15 protein-coding genes are annotated in these 22,959 nt (G+C 62.1%); 9 read left to right on the forward strand and 6 right to left on the reverse strand.

The window, feature by feature from the left end; translation table 11 throughout:
* Positions 1-444, reverse strand: a 444-nt coding sequence (locus QF629_03275) for a hypothetical protein (protein ID MDP6012558.1), incomplete at its 3' end; no start/stop codon positions are given.
* Between the two features lie 418 nt (positions 445-862).
* On the opposite strand from QF629_03275, the gene QF629_03280 reads away from it, so the two are divergent.
* Positions 863-4,450, forward strand: coding sequence for a hydantoinase B/oxoprolinase family protein (locus QF629_03280; GenBank protein ID MDP6012559.1), 3,588 nt, complete (start codon positions 863-865; stop codon positions 4,448-4,450).
* On the opposite strand, the gene metH is transcribed toward QF629_03280, so the two are convergent.
* Both metH and QF629_03290 read right to left on the reverse strand, forming a co-directional pair.
* Complete coding sequence (gene metH / locus QF629_03285) at positions 4,435-7,905, reverse strand: methionine synthase (GenBank protein MDP6012560.1); 3,471 nt, start codon at positions 7,903-7,905, stop codon at positions 4,435-4,437. The two genes, QF629_03280 and metH, sit on opposite strands and share 16 nt — an antisense overlap.
* A 286-nt stretch (positions 7,906-8,191) precedes the next feature.
* The gene (locus tag QF629_03290) at positions 8,192-9,139 is read right to left on the reverse strand and encodes a metalloregulator ArsR/SmtB family transcription factor (GenBank protein ID MDP6012561.1); all 948 of its coding nucleotides are present in this window, start codon (positions 9,137-9,139) and stop codon (positions 8,192-8,194) included.
* Between the two features lie 317 nt (positions 9,140-9,456).
* Between QF629_03290 and QF629_03295 the strand changes: the two genes are divergently transcribed.
* Both QF629_03295 and QF629_03300 read left to right on the forward strand, forming a co-directional pair.
* Positions 9,457-10,290, forward strand: coding sequence for a VacJ family lipoprotein (locus QF629_03295; protein MDP6012562.1), 834 nt, complete (start codon positions 9,457-9,459; stop codon positions 10,288-10,290).
* Positions 10,291-10,337: 47 nt separating this feature from the next.
* Positions 10,338-10,961: an ABC transporter substrate-binding protein gene (locus tag QF629_03300; protein MDP6012563.1), complete on the forward strand. Its 624-nt coding sequence runs from the start codon at positions 10,338-10,340 to the stop codon at positions 10,959-10,961.
* A gap of 3 nt (positions 10,962-10,964) precedes the next feature.
* Here the strand turns inward: QF629_03300 and ettA are convergent, their stop codons facing one another.
* Both ettA and QF629_03310 read right to left on the reverse strand, forming a co-directional pair.
* The gene (gene ettA, locus QF629_03305; protein MDP6012564.1) at positions 10,965-12,653 is read right to left on the reverse strand and encodes an energy-dependent translational throttle protein EttA; all 1,689 of its coding nucleotides are present in this window, start codon (positions 12,651-12,653) and stop codon (positions 10,965-10,967) included.
* 156 nt (positions 12,654-12,809) lie between these two features.
* Positions 12,810-14,327: a DASS family sodium-coupled anion symporter gene (locus QF629_03310; protein ID MDP6012565.1), complete on the reverse strand. Its 1,518-nt coding sequence runs from the start codon at positions 14,325-14,327 to the stop codon at positions 12,810-12,812.
* A 265-nt stretch (positions 14,328-14,592) separates the two neighbouring features.
* Here QF629_03310 and QF629_03315 point away from each other — a divergent pair, with 265 nt between their 5' ends.
* From QF629_03315 to QF629_03325, 3 genes are read left to right on the forward strand one after another with little or no spacing between them, the layout of a single operon-like run.
* Positions 14,593-15,987 carry a TolC family protein gene (locus QF629_03315; GenBank protein MDP6012566.1) on the forward strand — a complete coding sequence of 465 codons (1,395 nt, stop codon included), beginning with the start codon at positions 14,593-14,595 and terminating at the stop codon, positions 15,985-15,987.
* On the forward strand, positions 15,984-17,105 hold the full coding sequence (locus tag QF629_03320) for a hypothetical protein (GenBank protein MDP6012567.1): 1,122 nt from the start codon (positions 15,984-15,986) through the stop codon (positions 17,103-17,105). The genes QF629_03315 and QF629_03320 overlap by 4 nt, the downstream gene beginning before the upstream one ends.
* A gap of 8 nt (positions 17,106-17,113) precedes the next feature.
* Positions 17,114-17,782: a DsbA family protein gene (locus QF629_03325; protein MDP6012568.1), complete on the forward strand. Its 669-nt coding sequence runs from the start codon at positions 17,114-17,116 to the stop codon at positions 17,780-17,782.
* Here the strand turns inward: QF629_03325 and QF629_03330 are convergent.
* Positions 17,774-17,968: a hypothetical protein gene (locus tag QF629_03330; GenBank protein MDP6012569.1), complete on the reverse strand. Its 195-nt coding sequence runs from the start codon at positions 17,966-17,968 to the stop codon at positions 17,774-17,776. The genes QF629_03325 and QF629_03330 overlap by 9 nt on opposite strands.
* A gap of 79 nt (positions 17,969-18,047) precedes the next feature.
* On the opposite strand from QF629_03330, the gene QF629_03335 reads away from it, so the two are divergent.
* The 3 genes from QF629_03335 to QF629_03345 all read left to right on the forward strand — a co-directional run bounded on the left by QF629_03335 (position 18,048) and on the right by QF629_03345 (position 22,852).
* Positions 18,048-18,350, forward strand: coding sequence for a DUF6166 domain-containing protein (locus tag QF629_03335; protein MDP6012570.1), 303 nt, complete (start codon positions 18,048-18,050; stop codon positions 18,348-18,350).
* Positions 18,351-18,380: 30 nt separating this feature from the next.
* Positions 18,381-19,163 (forward strand): sterol desaturase family protein, encoded by a 783-nt coding sequence (locus QF629_03340; protein MDP6012571.1) that lies wholly within the window; start codon positions 18,381-18,383, stop codon positions 19,161-19,163.
* Between the two features lie 614 nt (positions 19,164-19,777).
* A complete protein-coding gene (locus QF629_03345) occupies positions 19,778-22,852 on the forward strand; it encodes an efflux RND transporter permease subunit (protein MDP6012572.1) in 3,075 nt (1,024 codons plus the stop codon).
* The last annotated feature ends 107 nt before the right edge of the window (positions 22,853-22,959 follow it).

Raw genomic sequence — 22,959 nt, forward strand, 5'->3', positions numbered from 1 at the left:
GTTGGTAAGCAACGATCGCAACCGTCTCTGCTCAGAAATATTTGCTCCACCTCTTTTACCGTTCTCCCATATTCCTGATTCAACCATTCCATCGGCCCAGGTATAGGTGCCCTGACCGTTGTAGTCGCCATCCCTGAATTTCCCTATGTATTCGGAACCGTCGGTAAAGGTAAGAGTGCCTTGGCCGTTACGGATGCCACCGCTGTATTCCCCTACGTATTTGTCCCCGTTGACATAGGTGTTGGTGCCTTGGCCGTGCGGCTTATCATCCCTCCATTCCCCTGCATATGTGTTCCCATTGTCAAAGGTATAGGTGCCCTGACAGTCGGTCCAAGTTACCTGTGTGTCACTGGGACAGTTGGGTAAATCCGAATCAGCACTTGCTGGAAGCGAGATTACAAGGGCGCATATAAACGCACACAATATTGCAGAAACTCTGCGCACAGCTTTTCCGGCGGCACACGTCAAACGTCCGTTTCTGGCCCCTTCTCTGTTTTCGCCCACGCACCTTTCGTACTCCCAAAACCAGGTAGCACTAAAACGAGGCAGTGAAACGAGTACTGGCAGGCTGACTAAATAATGCTGTCTTGAATGCAGTTTTCGGAGCATGTCTTTTGGGCCTCACGTTTCGTTGTGCTCAGCGTTAGCGCACTTAACAATACATCGAGAAAGTAAGGAGGTAAACACTCTCAAAAGTCTATATGTTTGGCAGGCTAGTTAAGCGATCAACGCTATTCTTCGTAGACAGTGATAAAGAAGAATATTACAAAATATAAAGCAAGTATCTACACTACCAACAAAACGTAGAAAAAATAAACTATTCAATATGGAGGCTCCATAATTTTAGTATATTGGGATCACAATGACTTGTAAAAACGGTTGGCAATTTTGGATTGACCGCGGCGGCACCTTTACTGATGTTGTTGCCAAGGCCCCAGACGGTACCTTGAAAAGCCACAAGCTGCTGTCGGAGAATCCGGGACGCTACGTTGATGCGGCGCTTCAGGGAATGCGCGACATTCTTGGTCTTCGCGTGGACGAGCGGCTGCCGGCGGATGTCATCGATGCTGTGAAGATGGGGACAACGGTCGCTACCAATGCCTTACTGGAGCGCCAGGGCGAGCCCTGTTTGCTAGTTACCACACGCGGTTTTGCCGATGCCCTGCGTATCGGCTATCAGAATCGCCCGCGGTTGTTCGATCGCCATATCGTCTTGCCGGAGATGCTCTATCGACGGGTTCTTGAGGTAGACGAACGGGTTCAGGCTGAGGGTACTGTGCTCACGCCCCTTGACGAGGCCGGCGCGCGCTCAGCGCTGCAGAGTGCCTTTGACGAGGGCTTGCGCGTTTGCGCCATCGTCTTCATGCATGGCTATCGCCACGATACGCATGAGCGTCGCGTGGCGGAGATCGCGCGCGAGGTGGGTTTTACGCAAGTCTCGGTTTCGCACGAAGTTATTCCGCTAATGAAGTTTGTGAGCCGTGGCGATACCACCGTGGCGGATGCTTACCTCTCTCCCATTCTCGGGCGTTACGTGGCGCGCATCGCCGCAGAGTTGGAAGGTCGTAGACTGATGTTCATGCAATCGAATGGTGGACTCACCGACGCGCACCGTTTTCGCGGTAAGGATGCGATCCTCTCGGGGCCCGCAGGCGGGGTAGTGGGCGCCGTGCGTACAGCGGGCATGGCGGGGTTCAAGAAGGTCATCGGCTTCGACATGGGTGGTACCTCGACCGACGTCTCCCACTACGATGGCACATATGAGCGTACCCAGGACAACATCGTCGCCGGGGTGCGCATCCGCGCGCCGATGATGCGCATCCATACGGTGGCGGCCGGTGGTGGCTCGGTCCTGCATTTCGACGGCGCGCGCATGCGTGTCGGGCCGGACTCTGCGGGTGCTGATCCGGGTCCAGCCAGTTATCGCCGTGGTGGCCCGCTTACGGTGACCGACTGCAATGTCATGCTCGGGCGCATCCAGCCGGACGTGTTTCCGCATGTCTTTGGGCCGGGTGGCGATGCGCCGCTCGACGCCGGTGTGGTGCGCAAGCGTTTCGCGGACCTGGCTAAGAATATCGGTGACGGGTGCACGTCCGAGGCCGTGGCGGAAGGTTTCTTGCGTATTGCCGTCGACAACATGGCCAACGCCATCAAGGTTATCTCGACCCAGCGCGGCTACGACGTCACCGACTACACGCTGTGCGGCTTCGGTGCCGCGGCCGGCCAGCATGTCTGCGCCGTGGCCGACGCGCTCGGTATGGATAAGGTGCTGCTGCATCCCTTCGCCGGAGTCCTGTCGGCCTATGGCATGGGGCTGGCCGATATCCGGGTGATCCGCGAGCGTGGCGTCGAGGCTGAGCTCGAGCCGACAGCCATGCCGGCCTTGCACGAGACCCTGATGGCCCTCGAAAGTGACGCGCGGGCCGAGATGACGACGCAAGGCGTGAGCGGGGTAGTACTGGAACGCCGCGCCCATATCCGTTACCTCGGCACCGATACGGCGCTTGTTGTGGCGTTCGATCCCGAAGTCAGTATAGCCGGGCGCTTTGCCGCCACGCATGAGCGCCAGTTCGGTTTTGTCTCGCCTGACAAGCCACTGGTGGTCGAAGCGTTGTCAGTGGAGCTGTCCGGCGGCGCCGAGCCACTCGACGAGCCCGAGGCGATGTTATCAGAGGGAAAGCCTGAGCCAGACAGTCATGGCCGTATGCTTTGCGACGGTGCCTGGCACGAGGTCTCTATTTTCGCCCGCGAAGTACTGCTGCCGGGCCATCGAATGACGGGCCCCGCAATCGTCATAGAGCCCACGGCGACCACAGTGATTGATTCTGGCTGGCAGGCAACTATGACGGCACGTGGACATCTTCTCCTCACCCGCGCAGTGCCTCGACCCTCGCGCGTGGCGATTGGTACCAACGTCGATCCGGTCATGCTGGAGATTTTCAACAATCTCTTCATGTCGATAGCCGAGCAAATGGGAAGCGTACTGGAGAACACGGCTCATTCGGTAAATGTGAAGGAGCGGCTAGATTTTTCCTGTGCGGTGTTCGACCGCGATGGCAATCTCGTTGCCAACGCACCGCACATGCCGGTGCATCTGGGCTCGATGGGCGAGAGTGTGCGCACAGTCATTGGCGAGCGCGGTACGAGCCAGCGGCCTGGCGACGTAACCGTACTCAACGCGCCTTATGCCGGCGGCACCCATTTGCCCGATATCACCGTCATCACGCCGGTTTTCGACGGGGCTGGCAGCGAGATCCTCTTCTACGTCGCTTCGCGCGGTCACCACGCAGATATCGGTGGCATCACGCCAGGCTCGATGCCGGCCGCGAGCCGCGTTATCGAGGAAGAAGGCGTGATGATCGAGAACTTTCGGCTGGTGCATAACGGCACGTTCCGCGAGCAGGCCTTCCGTGATCTGCTGGCATCGGGCAAGTGGCCCGCTCGCAACCCCGACCAGAACGTCGCCGACCTGCGTGCCCAGATTGCTGCCAACCATAAGGGCGTTTCCGAGATGCGCCGTATGATGGATCACTTCGGCCTCGATGTGGTTAACGCTTATATGGGCCATGTCCAGGACAACGCCGCCGAATGCGTGCGTCGCGAGCTCGACCGCATGGTCGGCGGCAGCTTTGCCTACCCGCTAGACGACGGCAGCGTAGTCAAGGTGACGATCGATGTGGACCACGCCAAACGTTGTGCGCGCATCGACTTCACGGGCACCTCGGCGCAGCTCGATACGAACTTCAATGCGCCGGTCGCCGTCTGCCGTGCGGCCGTACTTTATGTTTTTCGTACTCTGGTGGACGACGACATTCCCCTTAACGAGGGTTGTCTGGTGCCGTTGGAGCTGATTATCCCCGACGGTTGCATGCTGGCGCCGCACCGCCCCGCTGCGGTGGTTGCCGGCAATGTGGAGACCAGTCAGATCATCACTGACACGCTTTACGGCGCGCTCGGCGTTCTGGCGGCGAGCCAAGGGACGATGAACAATCTCACTTTTGGCAATGCACGCTATCAATACTACGAGACCATCTGTGGCGGCTCGGGTGCAGGGCCGGGTTTTGCCGGCACCTCGGCGGTGCACACCCACATGACCAATTCGCGCCTCACCGACCCGGAAGTGCTGGAATGGCGCTTTCCGGTGCTGCTCGAAAGCTTCACCGTGCGTCGCGGCTCGGGCGGCGCCGGGCGGCATAGGGGCGGCGACGGCACTATCCGGCGCCTGCGCTTCCTCGAGACCATGACGGCCTCGATCCTGTCGAGCCACCGCTGCGTCCCCCCCTTCGGTCTCGACGGCGGCAATTCTGGCGCCCCGGGCCGCAACATCGTCGAGCGCGCGGACGGCAGAACGGAACAGCTGCCCCATGCCGCCACGACGGAGCTCGGCCCGGGCGACGTCTTCGCAATCGAGACGCCGGCCGGTGGTGGGTTTGGTCAGGTATTGAAATAGCGCGCCTGGGGGTGGTGGAGCACCAGCGCGGAGGTTGATTGCTCGGGGTGGAGTTGGGCTTCCTCGCCGATGGTGACGCCGATGCGCACGGCGCCCAAGAGGTCGAGCAACTGGGCCTGGTCCTCCAGGTTGGGGCAGGCGGCGTAGCCGAAGGAATATCGGGCACCTCGATAGCCATGGCGAATCATTTTGTCCATGGCGCGGTCGTCCTGGTGGCTGAAGCCGAGCTCAGTGCGGATGCGCGCGTGCACGTATTCGGCCATGGCCTCGGTCAGCTCGACGCCGAGACCGTGCAAGTAGAGATAGTCGCGATAGCGGTCGGTCAGGAACAGCTCGCGCTCGATCTCCGACGTGCGATTGCCAACGGTCACCACCTGTAGGCCGATGATATCGCTCTGGTCGCTCGACGCGTCACACACGAAATCGGCAATGCACAGGCCACCCGCTTTCGCTTGTCGCGGCAAGGAAAAGCGCGCTATAGAATTAGCTCCAGACTCGTCCAAGAGAACCAGGTCGTCGCCTTCGGAAACGGCGCGCCAAAAGCCATAGGTTGCGCTCGGCCGCAAGGTCTCGTTGGCTTCGTACTTGGCAATTAGAGAATCAAGGAGCGGATTCAGCTCCTTGGTACACCAGGCCTGGAACTCGCGAAAGCTGCGCCCCTGTTTCTTGTAGCCCCAGTGCAGCTGATAGAGTGTGTTGGTGTTGAGGTATTGGCGTAGGTCCGTCGCCGCCATACGCCCGATTATGCGGGCACCAAGAAACGGTGGCTTGGGCACCGGGGCCTCGGCAATCCATTCGGCGCGGCGGACAGCGACTGTCGCCGCCTCTGGTGAGACGGCGGGTGGCGCCCGCTTACTTTTCTCCGGGACTGACTTTGTCGACTCCGTTTTTCTGAGCGCGTCGTCGAAGCGGCCCTCGGCCACAGCGCCCATCAGGCTGAGGCCATCGAAGGCATCGCGTGCATAGGCCACGCGGCCAGAACCGTAGGCTTGGCGGCAGTCGTCCTCCACGAAACGCCGCGTCAGTGCTGCACCGCCCAGGATGACGGGAAGGTCAATCTTGCGGCGCGCCATCTCTTCGAGGTTCTCTCGCATGATGGCGGTGGATTTTACCAGCAGCCCCGACATGCCGATGGCGTTGGCCTTATGCTCGTCTGCCGCGGTGATAATGTCGGCGATACGTTGCTTGATACCCAGATTGATGACCTTGTAGCCATTGTTGCTGAGGATGATATCAGTGAGGTTCTTGCCGATATCGTGCACGTCGCCCTTGACCGTAGCGAGCACGATGGTGCCGCGCTCCTGGCCCTCAGTCCGCTCCATGCGGGGTTCGAGTTGCGTCACTGCCGCCTTCATGGTCTCGGCCGACTGGAGGACGAAAGGAAGCTGCATCTGGCCCGAGCCGAACAGCTCAGCGACCATCTTCATTCCGTCTAGCAGCAGCGTGTTGACGATATCGAGCGGCGCCCAGGTCTTGAGCGCGTTGTCGAGATCGTCTTCGAGACCCGTGCAGTCGCCATCGACGATGCGCTGCTTGAGGCGTTCTTCGACGGTCGCGGCGCGTGGGCGCTCGCGCACCGCTTTGGCGTCTCGGTCTGCGAACAGCTCGATGAAGGCGTGCAGCGGGTCGTAGCCGTTGCGGCGGTGGTCGAAGATCAAGTCCTCGGCGACCGCCAACTCGTTCTCTGGGATCTGGTGGAAGGGTACGATCTTGCCGACATGGATGATTGCCGAGGTCATGCCGCGGCGGCGGGCATGCTCCAGAAATACAGAGTTGAGCACATGGCGGGCGGCCGGCTTGAGGCCGAAGGAAATGTTTGAGAGCCCGAGCAGGATCTGACATTCCGGCAGTGTCTCGGCGAGGCGCTCGACGGCGTCGAGCGTCTCGATGCCGAGGCGGCGGTCCGCGTCATTGCCGGTGCAAATGGTGAAGGTTAGCGGGTCGATCAGCAAGTCGCTGCGGGGTAGGTTGTGGCTGTCGCAGGCGAAGGTGACCAGGCGCTCGGCAATCGCCAGCTTGGCGTCCGCGTCCTTGGCCATGCCGTCCTCGTCGATGGTGAGTGCCACCACCGCGGCGCCGTAGCGCTTGGCCAGCGCCAGCCGTGCGGCGGCCGGCGCTTCGCCGTCCTCGAAGTTGATCGAGTTAAGAATGGCCTTGCCCGGATAGAGTCGGAAAGCCGCCTCGAGCACCGGCAGCTCGGTCGAATCGAGCACCAGGGGGGCCGGCACGGCCTGGCCGATGCGCGAGACAAGCGTCATCATGTCGGAAACCTCGTCCCGGCCGACAAAGGCGGCGCAGAGGTCGAGGCAGTGGGAACCTTCGCCCACCTGATCGCGCGCTAGGGCGACACAAGAGTCCCAGTTTTCCTCGGATTGGGCTTGGCGAAAGACTTTGCTGCCATTGGCATTGCAGCGCTCGCCAATCATGAGTAGGGCGGTCTCTTGGCGCAGGGGCACTTGGCCGTAAAGCGATGCCACGGAGGGCACCCAATGCAGGCTGCGTTCACGCACCGGCGGGCGCATGGCACCGTTGGACCGTTCGCGCAACATGGTGTCGAGGGCCGCGATATGCTCGGGCCGCGTGCCGCAACAGCCACCGATCAGGGCCACGCTGTCCTCATCGACGAAGCGCGCGAGCCACTTGGCCATTTCCTCAGGGCTGAGGGGATAGCGTGCCTCGTTGTCGACCAGTTCGGGCAGGCCGGCATTGGGCTTGACCGAGACCGGGCCCGGCCAATTCTTGGCCAGCCAGCGCACGTGCTCCGCCATCTCCTGTGGCCCGGTAGCGCAATTGATGCCAAGCACCGGCACATCGAGAGCATGGACGACCGTGGTCGCAGCGCCGATATCGGCGCCGACCAGCAGCGTGCCCGTGGTCTCGACGGTGATCTGCACCGCGATCGGCAGATCCCGCGCCGCCTCGACCAACGCCCGGCGTGTGCCGTTGACTGCAGCCTTGACCTGCAGCATGTCCTGCACGGTCTCGATGATGATGCCGTCGACACCGCCGTCGATAAGCCCGCGGGCCTGGATGGCAAGCGCCTCCTCAAGGCTGTCGTAATCGATCTGGCCGAGGGTTGCGAGGCGCGTGCCAGGGCCGATCGAGCCGAGCACGAAGTACTCGCGGCCGTCAAAGGCACAGTCGGCGATGGCCTCGCGAGCGATTTCCGCGGCGCGGCGGTTGAGCATCGGCGCCTCTTCGGCGAGATCAAACTCGGCGAGCGTCAGCGGCGAGCCGCCGAAACTGTTGGTCAGCAGGACATCGGAGCCTGCGAGCAGGTTATTGCGGTGGTGATCGCGGATGATCTCCGGGCGGGAGCGGTTGAGCACCTCGGGACAGTTCTCACAGCCGTCGTAATCGCGCACAATGTCCAGGTCGAGCGCCTGCACGTGGCTACCCATGCCGCAATCGAGCAGCAGCACACGCTCGGACAGGGCGTCGAGGAGTAGGCTCATGGGGTTACCGGTCGGGGTCTGAGCCCAAGCATGTGGCAGATAGCGAATACCGGATAGGCCCGATTGAGGGTGTAGAAGTGAAATTTTTCGATACCTACTGCGGCCAACTCCGGGATCGTTGCCGTGGGCACCAGATTGGGGGTGTCGGGCTCATGGTCGAGGTCTTCAAGGCGGCGCGCCAGCCACTTCGCGATGCGCCTCAGAGGTTTGACCTTTTGCGGGCTGCCCAGCGGGAAGGACTCGAAGCTTATACGAGGTGTGTCGTCGATCGGACTCGGGGAGCAGGTTATGAGGGCCGCTCCGCCGCATCGGCCGACCATAGCAACACGGTCAGGGCCTCGCTGGAAAGGCGCAGCGGGGCGGCCGGGTCAAGACCGGCGGCGGCGCACCAGCTGGTCACGTCAGAGGGCGTAAAACCAAGACGGCGATGCGCGTGCTTATCGCGCAGGAACTCGAGATCATGAGGCGCGAAGTCGACTAGCACTAGGCGCCCGCCCGGCCGTAGCACCCGCGCCGCCTCGGCAAGCACGCCGCTTGGGTCGTCGGCGAAGTGCAACACCATGTGGAAGGCGATGCCGTCAAAGCTATCGTTGGCGAAAGACAGGTTGTACATGTCGCCCTGGCGGACTTGGCAGTGCTTGAGGTCCGCGGTTTCCAGACGCACTCGCGCCAGAGCCAGCATCTCGTGCGACATATCTATACCAACACCGCTTTTGACATTTGGCGCCATTAGCTCAAGAACGCGCCCGGTGCCGGTGCCTATATCGAGAAAGTTCTCCATGTTGCGGCCGTCGAACAGCTGGGCCAGGGCCGCTTCAACGTCACTCTCATCGACGTGCAGTGCGCGAATCTGGTCCCAGTCTGCGGCATTGTCGCGGAAGTAGCGTCCAGCACGCTCGGCACGGGCCTGCTTGATCACCGACAGACGCTCGCGGTCGAGCGTGAGTGTCGGATCGTCGTCCGGTAGTAGGGCGACGATGGCTTCGGCCAGAGTTGCTTCCCGGCCTGGGTCAGCAAGACGATAGAAGACCCAGGCTCGCTCCTGATGACGTTCCAGCAGTCCGCCTTCGCACAGCACCTTCAAATGCCGCGATACGCGAGGTTGGCTTTGGCCGAGAATCTGAGTCAGCTCGGTCACTGTCAGCTCGCTCTCGGCACATAGCGCGAGGATGCGCAGTCGGGTTGATTCGGCCGCGGCACGGAATCCGCTGAGCAAGTAATCAAGAGGTGTCATTCAAACACTTAAATCTAGTTATTTACATATAAGGATATATTTAAGTATAAACTCTCGCAACACCTTTTATTTGGCGCCTCCGGAAACTAGTTACGGCGTGCAGGAATAAAACTGTGTCTGGGCATTGCTGTTCCATGGCTGAGATATATTTGCAACAGGTGTGGTCTGGCGTTGCGCGCGCTAGGCGCGAGACTGGTGTTGCGGGAGAGGCTTGTGCTACATGATTGGGGTAGCCTCGGTGTAGTCCGAGGGGAAGACAGCAGTAGTCGGTTGCACCTGTTTTGGGACGAGAGGTCATGGTGGCGAGAGACTCGCACGTGAGTGATGCCACGGCGGTAAAGGCGCGGGAAAAGGCGTGGCCCAACCTTCGGCCGCTGGCTTTGGCAGCGGCCTTGCTTGGTGCAACGTTATGTGGCTGCGCGACGCCGCCTGAGGACCCCGGCGCGCGCGCTGACTACGAAGCGTTAAACGATCCGCTGGAGCCTTTCAACCGGGGTGTTTTCTCGTTCAATCAGGGCTTGGATGGCGCCGTCTTGAAACCGGCGGCACAGGCCTATGTCTGGGCCTTTCCCGTCGAGTTTCGCGAGGTGGTCCATCGTGTGCTGAGCAACGCACACGAGCCGGTGGTCTTCGCCAATTCCCTGTTGCAAGGGAATTTCGATCACATGGGCACGACGCTTCTTCGGTTGTTGCTCAACACCACGTTTGGTGTCGGTGGCATGTTCGACGTGGCGTCCGAACTGGGACTGGAACCGGTCGATGAGGATTTCGGACAAACCCTCGCGGTCTGGGGTATGGGCGAAGGTTTCTATCTGGTTTTGCCCGTGTTTGGACCGAGCAGCCTGCGCGACGGCATCGGCCGCGGTGTTGATATTTTCTTCGACCCGATGACCTATGTGACCATCAACTCAGACAAGGATTTCCTTGGTCCGTCGTTTATGGCGACTACGGCGCTGGATCTACGCTCGCGCCACCTGGAGGCTCTCGACGAGATCGAACGCTCGTCGGTCGATTTCTATGCTGCCATGCGCAGTCTCTACCGCCAGCACAGAACCAATCTGATCTTTAATGGCGAGACACCTGAGGGCGACCCGTTCATTGACGACCCCTTCGACTACGATGACGTCTTTTCACGCCTCGAGGCTGAGTAAGTCACGCAGCGGTGATGGTTGGTGTTTGATTGAAAATAGGCAAAGCGATGATTAGCAGACGCTCGCTGACCAGGATTGCCACCCTTGTCCCCTTCGCGATTGCCCTTGGAGGCCGGCCGGGGCCAAGCTCGGCCTCGCCGGACGGCGCTGCACATTTCATCGAAGGCCTAATCGATGAAGCAATCGCGGTGTTGCGCATTCCAGTCGAGGAGCGGGTATCCCGCGAATCCCAGTTCCGGACGTTGCTGCGGGACAAATTCGATGTGCCGCTGATCACGCGGCTCGTGGTGGGGCGTCATTGGCGCCGTGCGACCGATGCACAGAAGCAGGCCTTCATGTTGGTGTTCGAAGAGCACATCGTAAAGATTTATACTTCCCAGCTCGGCGTATACAACGAGGAGATCGTGGCAATCCGTAATGTCGCGTCGCGCACGGAGCGTGATACTATCGTCGGCACAGAGGTGATGCGGTCGTCGGACGCGCCGCTGCAGCTCGACTGGCTAGTGCGCGAGGAGGCCGGTGCATACCGTGTGATCGATATCGCGGCAGAAGGCGTCAGCTTGATGACCACCAAGCGTTCGGAGTTCTCCTCGGTGATCCAGCGCGATGGGCTCGATGGCCTGATCGAGAAGCTGCGGGTACTTAACGCCGATCAGTTGGAAAACTCGTAACCGTCAGCGGCTGAGTGGTTTGTAGCGAATGCGGTGCGGCTGTTCGGCCGTGTCCCCAAGCCTGCGCTTGCGGTCGGCTTCGTAGTCCGCGTAATTGCCCTCGAACCAGACGACCTCACTATCGCCCTCGAAGGCGAGGATATGCGTCGCGATACGGTCGAGAAACCAGCGGTCATGGCTGATCACGACGACGCAACCGGCGAAAGTCAGAATCGCCTCTTCGAGTGCGCGTAAGGTCTCGACGTCGAGATCGTTGGTCGGTTCGTCAAGTAGCAATAGATTCGCGCCAGACTTGAGCATGGTGGCCAGATGTACGCGGTTGCGTTCGCCGCCCGAGAGCACCGAGACAGGCTTCTGCTGGTCGCTGCCTTTGAAGTTGAACCATGAGACATAGGCCCGGCTCGGCACTTCGCGCTTGCCGAGCTCGATGACGTCGAGACCGTCGGAAATGGCTTCCCACACAGTCTTCTTGTCGTCGAGGGCGTCACGGCTCTGGTCGACAAAGCCGAGTTTGACCGTCTCTCCGAGCCGGAGCGCGCCAGAATCCGGCGTTTCCTCGCCCGTGATCATGCGGAATAGCGTTGTCTTGCCGGCGCCGTTGGGGCCGATCACGCCGACGATGCCGCCCGGTGGCAGACGAAACGATAGGTCCTCGATCAGCAACCTGTCGCCGAAGCCCTTACCGAGATGTACCGCTTCCACCACCACATCGCCGAGCCGTGGCCCGGCCGGAATGGTGATCTGATTGGTCGGTGCCTGGCGCTCGCGATCTACGCTTTTGGCCAGCAGGCTCTCATAGGCGGTCAGGCGTGCCTTACCCTTGGCCTGGCGGGCACGCGGGCTGGCATGGATCCATTCCAGCTCGTGGCGTAACTGGCGCTGTATAGCCCGGTTTTCCCGCCCCTCCTGGGCCAGACGCTTCTCCTTCTGCTCCAGCCAGGAGGAATAGTTGCCTTTCCAGGGAATGCCGTGACCGCGGTCGAGCTCGAGAATCCAGCCCGCCACATTGTCGAGAAAATAGCGATCATGGGTGACAGCTACGACGGTGCCGGAATACTCGTCAAGATAATGCTCGAGCCAGGTGACGGATTCAGCATCAAGATGATTAGTAGGCTCGTCGAGAAGCAGCATATCAGGCTTCGACAGCAGCAAGCGGCAAAGCGCGACGCGGCGGCGTTCGCCGCCAGACAGGGGGCCGACATCCACATCTCCCGGCGGGCAGCGCAGTGCATCCATCGCCAACTCAATCTCGCGCTCCATGTTCCAGGCATCGGCCGCTTCGATCTGCTCCTGTAGCGCAGCCTGCTCGTCCATCAGCGCCTGCATGGCATCCACGTCGTCGGTGACCTCGGCGAAGCTCGCGTTGACTTCCTCGAAGCGACCTAACAACGCCTTTGTTTCGGCGACACCTTCGAGCACGTTCTCCATTACCGTCTTGTCGGCATCGAGCACCGGCTCCTGGCGTAGGAAGCCGATCCGCAGGCCTTCCGCCGGCCAGGCCTCGCCAACATATTCCTTGTCTTCACCTGCCATGATGCGCAACAGCGTTGACTTCCCGGCGCCGTTCAAGCCCAGCACACCGATCTTGGCACCGGGCAGAAAGCTAAGCGAAATTTCCTTGAGGACGACCCGGCCGCTCTGGAAGACCTTCCCCAGGCGCTGCATCTGGTAGACATATTGGTGAGCGTTCATCGAGTCGTCCTAGTCCTGAATGGAGCACCACATCTCCACATCGTGCCTGCGCTGCGATGAGCCGGCCATGCGCCAGCCGCCACTATCGGTGAGATGCCGCATCAGGTTGTGGCAATGATGCCAATAGCGCCGACGACGACGGCTGTTCTTCCTCGCTCATTGCGTGCCGTTCGCCCAGTCGGGAACGACGCCGAACTCAATCCCAAAAACTAACTGCACCACCGTATAGGTGATCACCATGGTCACGCAGAGGCCGATGAGGTTTGCCAGCACACCGCCGCGGATGAGCTGGGCGATGCGGATATGGCCGGAGGCGAAGACCACAGCATTGGGCGGTGTCGCCACCGGCATCATGAAGGCGCAGCTCGCCGCCAGCACAGTCGGGAAGACCAGTAGCAGTGGGTTCTCGCCGATGCCGATGGCGATGGCGGCGACGATCGGTAGGAAAGTGGCAGTCGTCGCGGTATTGCTGGTTAGCTCCGTGAGCAGGATCATCAACACGACCACGGCGAAGATCACCAACAGTGTCGGCAGATCGGATAATCCACCGGCCTCGCCCCCGATCCAGTCGGCAAGGCCACTGCCCTTGATGCCTGCCGCGAGCGACAGGCCGCCGCCGAATAGCACCACTACGCCCCACGGTAGCTTGGCCGCCCATTCGCCGCTCAGTACAAAGATGGCTTTGCGCGGTTCGACGGGCACCACGAACATCGCCAACGCGCCGAGGAAGGCAATGCTGGTGTCATTGAGGTCGATGCCGGTAGCGCGTTCGACGACCGGGCGGAAGACCCAGAGGAAGGCGGTGGCGGCGACGATGGCGGCGACAGTCCGCTCGCCCCGCGACATGGGTCCGAGCGCGGCAAGCTGGTCGGCGATCATCTGCGCCTGGCCGGGCACCGCCGGCATGCGCAAGGGAAAGGCGATGCGGGTCAGCACGAGCCAGGTTAGCGGCAGCATGATGGCCACGGTCGGCACGCCGACCAGCATCCACTCTCCGAAGCTCACCGTGATGCCGTAGGTCTCGGACATGAAGCCCGCCAGAACCGCATTGGGCGCCGTACCGATCAGCGTGCCCATGCCGCCGATCGTCGCGGCATACGCGATGGCGATCATCAGTACCGTGGCGAAGCGCTCGCTCATGGCCCGGCGCTCGGGATTGTCACCGGCCCCCTGGGCCACGAATTCGATGACCGAGAGCGCGATGGGCACCATCATCACCGTGGTTGTGGTGTTGAACACCCACATGCTCACAAGTCCCGCCGCCAGCATGAAACCACCGACGACGTTGGCCGGCCTGGCGCCGACCAGCGCCACTAAGTTCAGCGCGATGCGGCGATGGAGGCCCCAGCGCTGCATGCCGAGTGCGATGATAAAGCCGCCGAGCATGAGAAAAATGATGGGGTTGGCATAGGGAAAGGCGGTCTCCTTGATCGGCATAACGTCGAGCAGGGGAAACAGCGCTAGGGGCAGCAGCGCCGTGGCCGAAAGGGGAATCGCTTCGGTCACCCACCAGACGGCGATGAGCGCCACGACGGCGGTGGTGCGCCAGCCCGCCGCTGACAGGCCCTCAGGCGCCGGCGCTAGCAACAGCGCAACGAAGGCGACCACGCCCAGCACCAATCCCACGCCCTGGGAGCGTGCGTAACCCTCTGTTGGCATCGGCTCGTCGCTCACGACTTCCCTCATATTGTTTCAGGTGAGTGTACGGCCCCCGGTGGCGGGGTCAATCCCGTCGGCGCTTGCCGCCAGGGCCGGGGTGGCACTCGCCACAATTAGGCCAGTGGCAAGGACAACACCGGTGCCGATCGAAGCGCGCGCAAACGCCTTTCGACAAGGCTAATATATCAGGGCGGTTGCCTAGCATCGGCGCTGTGGGCATGATCCGCGCCGCATGATGTGGCGCGGACTAGGATGGCGGGCGATAGGGTGCGGGGTGGCGATGGCGGCTCTGGCGCTGGCGGCAGGCTGTCTCGAGCGCAGCTATCAACCCGCGCCGCTCGACGTCGCGGCGACGGCAAAGCGGTTGCTGGCGCGGGACCTCGGTGATCCCGAGCTGCAGGCGGCATTGGCTGCGAACGGTGAGAACTTAGCCGCCGGGTGGCGCCTGCGAGCCTTGACCATGGCCGCGATCCACTTCGATCCGACCCTGGCGGCGGCGCGGGCCGATTGGCGCCGCCATATGCTGGCGGAGGTGAGCGCGGCGCAACGGTCGAACCCCGTGGTCATGCCCGAGGTTGCCTATCACACCGACCCAGAGGGCGATGACGGCCCCTGGAGCATCGGTGCGGCGATAGAGATCCCCTTTCTTCCCGAAGATAAGCGTGAGGCGCGCATTGCCCTGGCCCTGGCCGGCAGCGAGGCTGCCCGCTTGACAGCGGTGCAATTGGCCTGGTGGCGTCGCGCCGCGGTGCGCGATGCGCTGATGGCCTGCCATCGCGCCGACAGCCTGCTCGACTTCGCGCGCGCCGAGATCGCCTTGCACCAGGAGATGGTGCAGATCTTCGCGCGTCGCCGCGCCCTCGGAGAGGCCAATCTCACCGAGGTCAATCTGGCGCGGCGCGGTCTCGATGCGAGCCGCGGCGCCGAGGCGAGATTGCGGGCGGCCGCCGAGGCCTGTCGCGGAAGCCTGGCAAGCGGTCTCGGTCTACCGCTGGCCGACGTGGGCAACCTGGTGCTCGACTATGGCGGCATGATGCCGGTCGATGCGGTTGCGGTGCCGAGCGAGGGCATGCGTCGGGCCGCGCTTCTCGGCGGCCTCGCCATTCGCGAGGCGCTGACCGACTATGCGGCGGCCGAAGCGGGCCTGCGTCTAGCCGCGGCCAACAAATATCCGGACGTCGCCATCTCGCCGGGCCTGTTCTGGGACCAAGGGGGGCTGCTCTGGGCCATTGGCGGTGGCCTGACCGCGGCTTTGCTGCACAACAATGAAGGACCTATCGCCGAGGCCGAGGCTGCGCGCCACGCTGCTGCCCAGGACGTGCTTGCCGTGCAGGGTGGTATCGTTGCGGCCCTGGCCGATGCGGACGCGCGTCTGGCCGCTGCCCGTGTCGAGATCGTGGCCGCCGACGCCTTGCTCGAGCGCCGGCGCGAACGCTTGGATATCGCCGAGCGGCGTCTGCAAGGCGGCGATGTCGGGCGTCTGGAGGTGACCGAGGCGCGCCTCGCCGTGCGCGAGGCCGAGAGTGCCGTCCTGGCTGCCCGCCTAGCGCTGATCGGGGTTCAGGCGCGGTACGAGGACGCCATCGGTCTGCCGTTGATCGGACGCCGGGCGCCGCCACTTGATCTCGAAGCCCTGGCCCTGCGCGAGCCCGGCTGGAATGGGGGAACGCGGTGAGCTATCTCAGACTGCTGATGTGGGTAGCGATTGCGGCCGCAGTCGCTGCCGGGCTCATTCGCCCTGATATTTCCGGGCCGCTTCTGGCAAAGGCCCGTGTGCAGGCGGGTGTTGCCTGGGAGCAGGCGGTCGTCTGGCTCCAAGCGTACGGCGAGCCCGACTACGCGGTATACGAGGACGACGATGAAGCCGGGCCGGCCCTGATCATCGCCGGCGTGCTCGCGGTACGCCTCGACGAAGAGATCCAGGCACTCGGCGGCATCAAGACGGCCACCCTTGACGTTGTCAGCCTGATTCCCGAGGTCGCTCTGGTCGGAGAAGTGGTTGACATACAACCCTTGATTGACCAGCGCGCGGCCTATCGCGAAGCCTATTTCAAGGCCCAGGCCGCCGATATTCGTCTCGACGCGCTGCGTGCCGAGCATCGACGCCTGGTGGCACTTTACGACGATGATGCCAATGTGGCACAGAAAACGGTGCAGCAGGCTGAGGCCGCCTGGCGGGTCGAGCGCGCTGAGCGCAACCGGCTATGGGACAGCCTGGACACGCTGCGCCAACGTGCGACGCGGGATTGGGGTCCGGTGCTGGCGGGTTGGGCCTTCGAGCGAGAAAACCCCGCGTTCGAAGCACTTTTCCACCGCCGCGACTCGCTCATCCTGGTGCACTTGCCGCCCGATCTGCCGTTGGTACCCGGCGTAACGCAGGCCTTCACCGCCAGCGATGGCGGGCGCCAGGGGGCAAGTGCTGCCAGCCACATTTCCGCTGCCCCGCGTAGCGGCCGCGCGACGCCGGGGGAGGCGCATTTCTTCCTCGCCGCCAATACCTCGCTGCCGGCCGCGGCACGGCTGCAGGTCTGGCTGCCGCAGCGTGCAAAGTCCCTGACGGGGCGCGCCCTGCCGGCCAGCGCCGTGGTTTATGCCCTAGGGCGCAGCTGGACGTACGTGCAGGTCGACGAGGAGTACTTTGTTCGTCGCGTCGTAGATCTCTCCCATCCCCTGCCCGATGGGCGCTATCTGATCCAGGCTCTGGCGGCGGACGAGGCTGCGGTTGTCACCGGCGCTGTGGTGCTTTATGCCGAGGAATTTCGTTCGCAGGTTCGCAACGAAGATGACGATTGAGAAACCCCATGCCCGATAAGTTTGTCGACGTCTATTTCGACTATAAAAGCCCCTATGCCTATCTCATGGTCGCCCAGACCTGGGAGTTGGAGCGGGATTTCGCAGTGCAGCTCAATTGGCTGCCCTACACCCTCAATATTCCAGATTTTCTTGGCAGCGCCCGCGTCGGCACGGACGGTGAGGTACTGGAGGCCGATCGTTCCGAGCATCAATGGCGCCGCGTGCACTATTCCTACATGGACGTGCGCCGTTACGCGAACCTCCGAGGTCTGACCGTACGCGGGCCCCAGAAGATCTGGGATTCCTCACTGGCCGGTATCGGCATGCTCTATGCCAAGGCGCAAGGCGTCGTGCGTGCCTATACTGACATCACCTGTGACCGTTTCTGGAAGCGCGAGCTCGATATCGAGGACCGCGATGTGCTGCGCGCCGTGTTGGCGGAAGCCGGTGCTGATACGGCGGGCTGGGAAGCCTATCTTGACGGCGAGGGTCGGGCCAAGCACGATCGCACCCGTGCTGAGGCAGAAGAGCGGGGTGTGTTTGGGGTGCCAAGCTATGTCGTCGACGACGAACTGTTCTGGGGCCGGGAGCATCTGTCGCTGGTGCGCCTGCGCCTGGCTGAGCAGGGGCTGGCCAATCCCGGTGTCGAGGTCGACGTGCCCCACGCTTTACGCTGAGCGCTTGTCCTGCTTGTCCTCGCGCCGGGCCTCGGGGAAGAGCCAGATGCCGAGGATCATCAGTGCGCCGAGTGCTATGGAAAGCCAACCTATGGCCGGCGCGCCGTGGCCGCGCTCGGCCCATAGCATGACACCGGCAACGACACAGACTGTCAGCGACAGCAAGGCCTTCAAATGTGGTGGCATGGTGTTCTCCCCCGTACGCGTTTCGACTACAGTTAACCGAGATATGCTCTAGTCTAGCCAATTAAAGGGGGGGGTGGCGATGAAACGCTATGTTGGCGAGCGCACCATGGACGGCATCCAGGTCACAGTCGACGGCGCGCCATTGCGCGAGCGCACCGATATTGTTGCCCTGACCGATACCGGTTTCGAATGGACCTACGAGGGCTCCTCGCCGACACAGTTGGCGCTGGCACTGCTCGCTGACCATCTCGGCGATGACACCAAAGCGCTGGCGCTGCACGAGGTTTTCATGCGCGTCGTGGTCGCCAATTTTGGCAATGAATGGGAGATGACCGGCGACGATATCGACGCGGCACTGGCGGCGATCTCATCAGAAGGCTAAGCTTTGGCTGTGGGAACGGTGGAGGAAGATATGGAACTCGTCAACAGCAATATAAGCGAGCGCCAATTGGCCTATCGTGCTGAATACCGTCGCCGGATCGACGGCTGGTACAACGGCTTTTTACATGTCGCGGTGATCTACACTATTGGCATCATGGCCAATATCATCTTCATCACGCACATCTCGGCCGTGACCTGGTGGGAATGGTTGACCATCCCCGTGGTATTTCTGATCTGCAACGTCTTCGAGTGGTTCCTGCACGTCCAGGTTATGCACCGGCCACAGAAGAACCGGGCGTTGCGCGCCATCTACACCCGCCATACCTTGATGCATCACCAGTTTTTCACCGATAGTGAAATGCGCTTTGCTGGGCAGCAGGACTGGCGCGTGACCTTCTTTCCCCCCTATGCGCTGGTAGTTTTTACGCTTATGTCCATTCCGGGGGCTTTGTTTTTCAGTTGGCTGATCTCACCGAATGTTGGCTGGCTTTTGATGTGCACCACGACAGGAATGTACCTGGTCTACGAGTTCATGCACTTCTGCTGCCATGTCGAAGAGAACTGGTTCGTGCGCAACTGCCCTTTCATCGACACCATTCGTCGTCATCACACTGCCCATCACGATCAGTCGATTATGATGGAGCGCAATATGAACCTTACTTTTCCGATTGCGGATTGGATGTTTGGCACCTCGGACCTTGATCGCGGGCTGCTCGGACACCTCTTCAACGGCTATAGTGCTAAGTATCTGCGCAGTGATCTGCGGCACGCCTCGCGCACCCCGGACGGGTGCGCGGCGGCGCAGGCGACGTAAGCGGTCAGCAGTCGAGGATGGCAGTCGCGGCAAGGACGGCCAGGGCAAAGCTGGAGCCGGTCACTTATCCGGTGCACACGGTTGCCCCTGTGTTTTATACCCCAAACCGCTCGTATCTCTCTGACAACATACATGCCCATCATTGCGGACGATCGGCGTTGTCTGGTGGATCAGATCGTCATTGAAACATGTTTCATTGCTGATAACATCATAAGTGGTACATATATTAGAAATAGATTGTCACCTGATCGGCAGATCGCGCGCGAGGGTGGCGCCGATCGTGAATAGATCGTTAAGGAGATAGACGTGATGGCCAAACGCGTCGAAATGCACATAGTCGAAAAGTCGGCCGCCCACCTGGGGATACTGTTGTCGGTATAGGCAACAAGCGGCGTAGTTGTCGGGTTCAGGCCTTGGCCAAAGGCGCTCGTGCCCAGGCCGAGATGTAGCACGACGACAATAACAGGTAATCAGATGCGCAGGCTCATGTTTCTCTCCTATTTCGCACTGCGCTGAAGGGCTATCAGACTCGGCAGCATTCGAAGTAGCCCGAACACCGGTTTAGCGGCTAAACTCCAGCGCGCCCCAGACCATAGGACGGTCCCCACTCCGCTATGCTTTCCAACATCGTAAATACGTCCGTGCGCCAGGCTGGCGTGGTGACAGTGTTGGCCTTTCTGCTCCTGGCCTATGGCGCTTGGCAGCTGTTGTTCGTCAGCCTCGATATCTTTCCGGAGTTCTCGCCCAAGCTGGTGATCGTGCAGACCGAAGCGCCGGGCTATGCTGCCGAGCAGGTCGAGTTGCTGGTGACGCGGCCGATCGAGACGGCGCTCGGTGGCCTCATCGGTATCGAGGCGGTGCGCTCGCAGTCGATCCAGGGCCTGTCGGTGGTTAATCTCTTCTTTGCGGAATCGACGGACCGCCTGCGCATACGACAGATGGTGGCGGAACGCCTCGCTCATCTCGACACCGAGATGCCGCCCAGTATCGCCGCCCCGACCATGGTGCCCTTTACCTCATCCTCGGCGACAGTGATGACCATCGGTTTGACGGCGGAAGAACGCTCTTTGGCCGACCTGCGCAGCCTGGCTGACTGGACCATAAAGCCACGTCTGCTGCGGGTCGAGGGTGTGGCCGACGTGAACGTTTTCGGTGGTGATGTACGCGAGGTACAGGTACAGGCGGCCCCGCTGGCGCTGGCCCGCCACGGCCTCAGCCTCGCTGATGTGGTGGCGGCGGCCGACGGCGCGCTTGACCGGCGCGGCAGCGGCTTCGTGCAGACCGGCACCCAGCAGCTCGCCTTGAGCACCGAAGGCCAGGCCCTAACGCGCCAGGCGCTTGCAGACCTCGTCGTGCAAGGGGCAGACGGCGAGGCGGTGCCCCTTGGCATGGTCGCCGAGGTCGCCGACGGCGCCGCGCCGCCTTTCAGCAAGGCCACCGTCGCCGCCACGCCGGGCGTGGTGGTGATGATTATCGGCCAGTTCGGCGCCAACACCCTTGCCGTAAGCCGCAGCATCGATGCCGCCCTGACCGAGCTCAAGCCCGTCTTCGCCGCCCAAGGCGTCGTGCTGCACGACGACCTGTTCCGCCCCGCCGGCTATATCGAACGCTCGCTGGAAGGCATATCGGAGCACCTGATGGTGGGGGCGGCGTTGGTGCTCGTGGTGCTTCTGCTGTTCCTCTTCAACATGCGCGCGGCGTTCATCTCGGCTATGGCCATCCCGATGTCGCTGGTGGCCGCCGTGCTGGTGCTGCTGCAGACCGGGGTTAACCTCAACATCATGGTGCTCGGCGGACTTGCCATCGCGCTTGGCGAGGTGGTGGACGACGCTATCATCGATACCGAGAACATCTTCCGACGCTTGCGCGAGAACCGCCGCAGCGCGGTGCCTTTGCCGACACGCCGCGTGGTCTTCAACGCCTCGATGGAGGTGCGCGGCTCAGTCGTCTATGCCTCATTCATTGTGGCGCTCGCCTTCGTTCCCCTGCTGTCGCTGTCGGGGGTCGCCGGGCGCATGTTCGAGCCCGTCGGCGTCACCTATATCCTTGCCATCATGGCTTCCCTGGTGGTGGCGCTGACGTTGACGCCGGCGCTTTGTGTGCTCTTGCTCGGCGAGCACAAGCGGGACCTAGCCGAGCCACCGTTGATGCGGCTGTTGCGGCCGGTCTACGGTGCCGCCCTGCGCCTTATCGCGCGCCACGATAAGCTAGTGATCGTCTCAGTCGCGATCATGCTGGTCGCAGGCATCGCCCTACTACCCTACCTCTCGAGCCGCTTCCTACCTGAGCTGCGCGAGGGCCACTACATGATCCATACCTCGGGCGTCCCTGGCACTTCGCTGGAGGAGAACATCCGACTTGGCAGCCAACTCACGCAGGCGGTGATAGCCATTCCCGGCGTGCGCGCCATGTCGCAATGGGCCGGGCGTGCCGAGCGCGGTGCCGATACTTTTGGCAGTCACTATTCGGAATACGAGGTCGATCTCGAGCGCCTCTCGGGTCGTGGTCAGCAGAAGGTGCTCGACTCAATCCGCAATGTTCTCGACCGCATACCTGGCATGGCAACGGAAGTGAACACCTTCCTCATCGAGCGTGTCGACGAGACCATCTCCGGCTATTCGGCGGCGGTAGTGGTAAATATCTTTGGCGCCGGGCTCGACCTGCTCGATCGCAAGGGCCAGGAGGTTGCGGCGTTGTTACGCGATGTGCCCGGCGCGGTCGATGTGCAGGTGCGCGCGCTGCACGGCGTACCGGTGCTCGCGGTTTCGCCGCTGTCCGACCGCCTGGCACTCTATGGCGCCCGTGCCGGGGACATCTATGATGTCCTGCATCTTGCCTATGAGGGTCGCCAGGTCGGCGTCATCCACGAGGGCGATCGCACAGTGCCTCTGGTGATCACGCTGCCACCCGCAGCGCGCGGACGTCCCGAGAGGCTGCCCGCGCTGCCGGTGCCGGGGCGCGACGGTCCGGTGGCGCTCGGTGCCGTCGCCGATATCGTCCAGGACAGTGGCCGCTACGCGATCCTGCACGAGGGTGGGCGGCGATTGCAGACCGTGACAGCCAATGTGCAGGGCGATGTCGACGGCTTCATGGCTGAGCTGCGCCAGCGCCTGCAAGGCGTGGCGCTACCGCTTGACAGCTATATCGAGATTGCCGGTTCTGCGGTGGCGCTCGCAGAATCGCGCCGCGAGCTGGTTCTGCACTCCGCGCTTGCCGGTTTTGGCGTGTTGCTGCTACTTTATCTCGCCCTCGGCCGCATCTGGAACGTCACGCTGGTCGTCAGCAATCTGCCGTTCTCGCTTGTTGGCGGTGTAGTCGCGGTGCTGGTCACCGGTGGCTCGCTATCACTTGGCTCCTTCGTCGGCTTCATTACGCTGTTCGGCATCACGCTGCGCAACTCCATCATGCTGGTTTCCCACTACCGACATCTGGTCGAGGAGGAGGGCTGTGACTGGTCGATGGATACTGCCATTCGCGGCGCCCAGGAGCGTCTGCCGTCGATTGTCATGACGGCGCTGGTGACCGCGCTTGCCATGCTGCCTATCGCCATCGGCAGCGACAATCCCGGGCGCGAGATCATGGGTCCAATGGCCAGTGTCATCATCGGTGGCATGGCCTCGTCGACGTTGTTGAACTTGCTGGTGCTGCCGGCGCTGATGGCGCGCTACGGCCGCTTCGAAAGGGCGTGAGATGAACCTTGTTTTCGCCTCCGCTATCGTACTCGCGAGTTGCTCATCGGTCTGCCAGAGAGCCTCGAGCCCGTAGCCTGGTGCACCGTGACGGTGGCGGTGCTGAT

The sequence above is a fragment of the Alphaproteobacteria bacterium genome (genome assembly GCA_030739735.1).
Classification (GTDB): Bacteria; Pseudomonadota; Alphaproteobacteria; order UBA7887; family UBA7887; genus UBA7887.

Coding starts and splice junctions, on each gene's coding strand:
- QF629_03290 (MDP6012561.1), bottom strand. CDS start 9,139: ATGACACCTCTTGATTACTTGCTCAGCGGATTCCGTGCCGCGGCCGAA.
- QF629_03345 (MDP6012572.1), top strand. CDS start 19,778: ATGCTTTCCAACATCGTAAATACGTCCGTGCGCCAGGCTGGCGTGGTG.
- QF629_03280 (MDP6012559.1), top strand. CDS start 863: ATGACTTGTAAAAACGGTTGGCAATTTTGGATTGACCGCGGCGGCACC.
- QF629_03335 (MDP6012570.1), top strand. CDS start 18,048: ATGAAACGCTATGTTGGCGAGCGCACCATGGACGGCATCCAGGTCACA.
- QF629_03325 (MDP6012568.1), top strand. CDS start 17,114: ATGCCCGATAAGTTTGTCGACGTCTATTTCGACTATAAAAGCCCCTAT.
- QF629_03300 (MDP6012563.1), top strand. CDS start 10,338: ATGATTAGCAGACGCTCGCTGACCAGGATTGCCACCCTTGTCCCCTTC.
- QF629_03330 (MDP6012569.1), bottom strand. CDS start 17,968: ATGCCACCACATTTGAAGGCCTTGCTGTCGCTGACAGTCTGTGTCGTT.
- QF629_03340 (MDP6012571.1), top strand. CDS start 18,381: ATGGAACTCGTCAACAGCAATATAAGCGAGCGCCAATTGGCCTATCGT.
- QF629_03315 (MDP6012566.1), top strand. CDS start 14,593: ATGGCGGCTCTGGCGCTGGCGGCAGGCTGTCTCGAGCGCAGCTATCAA.
- ettA (MDP6012564.1), bottom strand. CDS start 12,653: ATGAACGCTCACCAATATGTCTACCAGATGCAGCGCCTGGGGAAGGTC.
- metH (MDP6012560.1), bottom strand. CDS start 7,905: ATGAGCCTACTCCTCGACGCCCTGTCCGAGCGTGTGCTGCTGCTCGAT.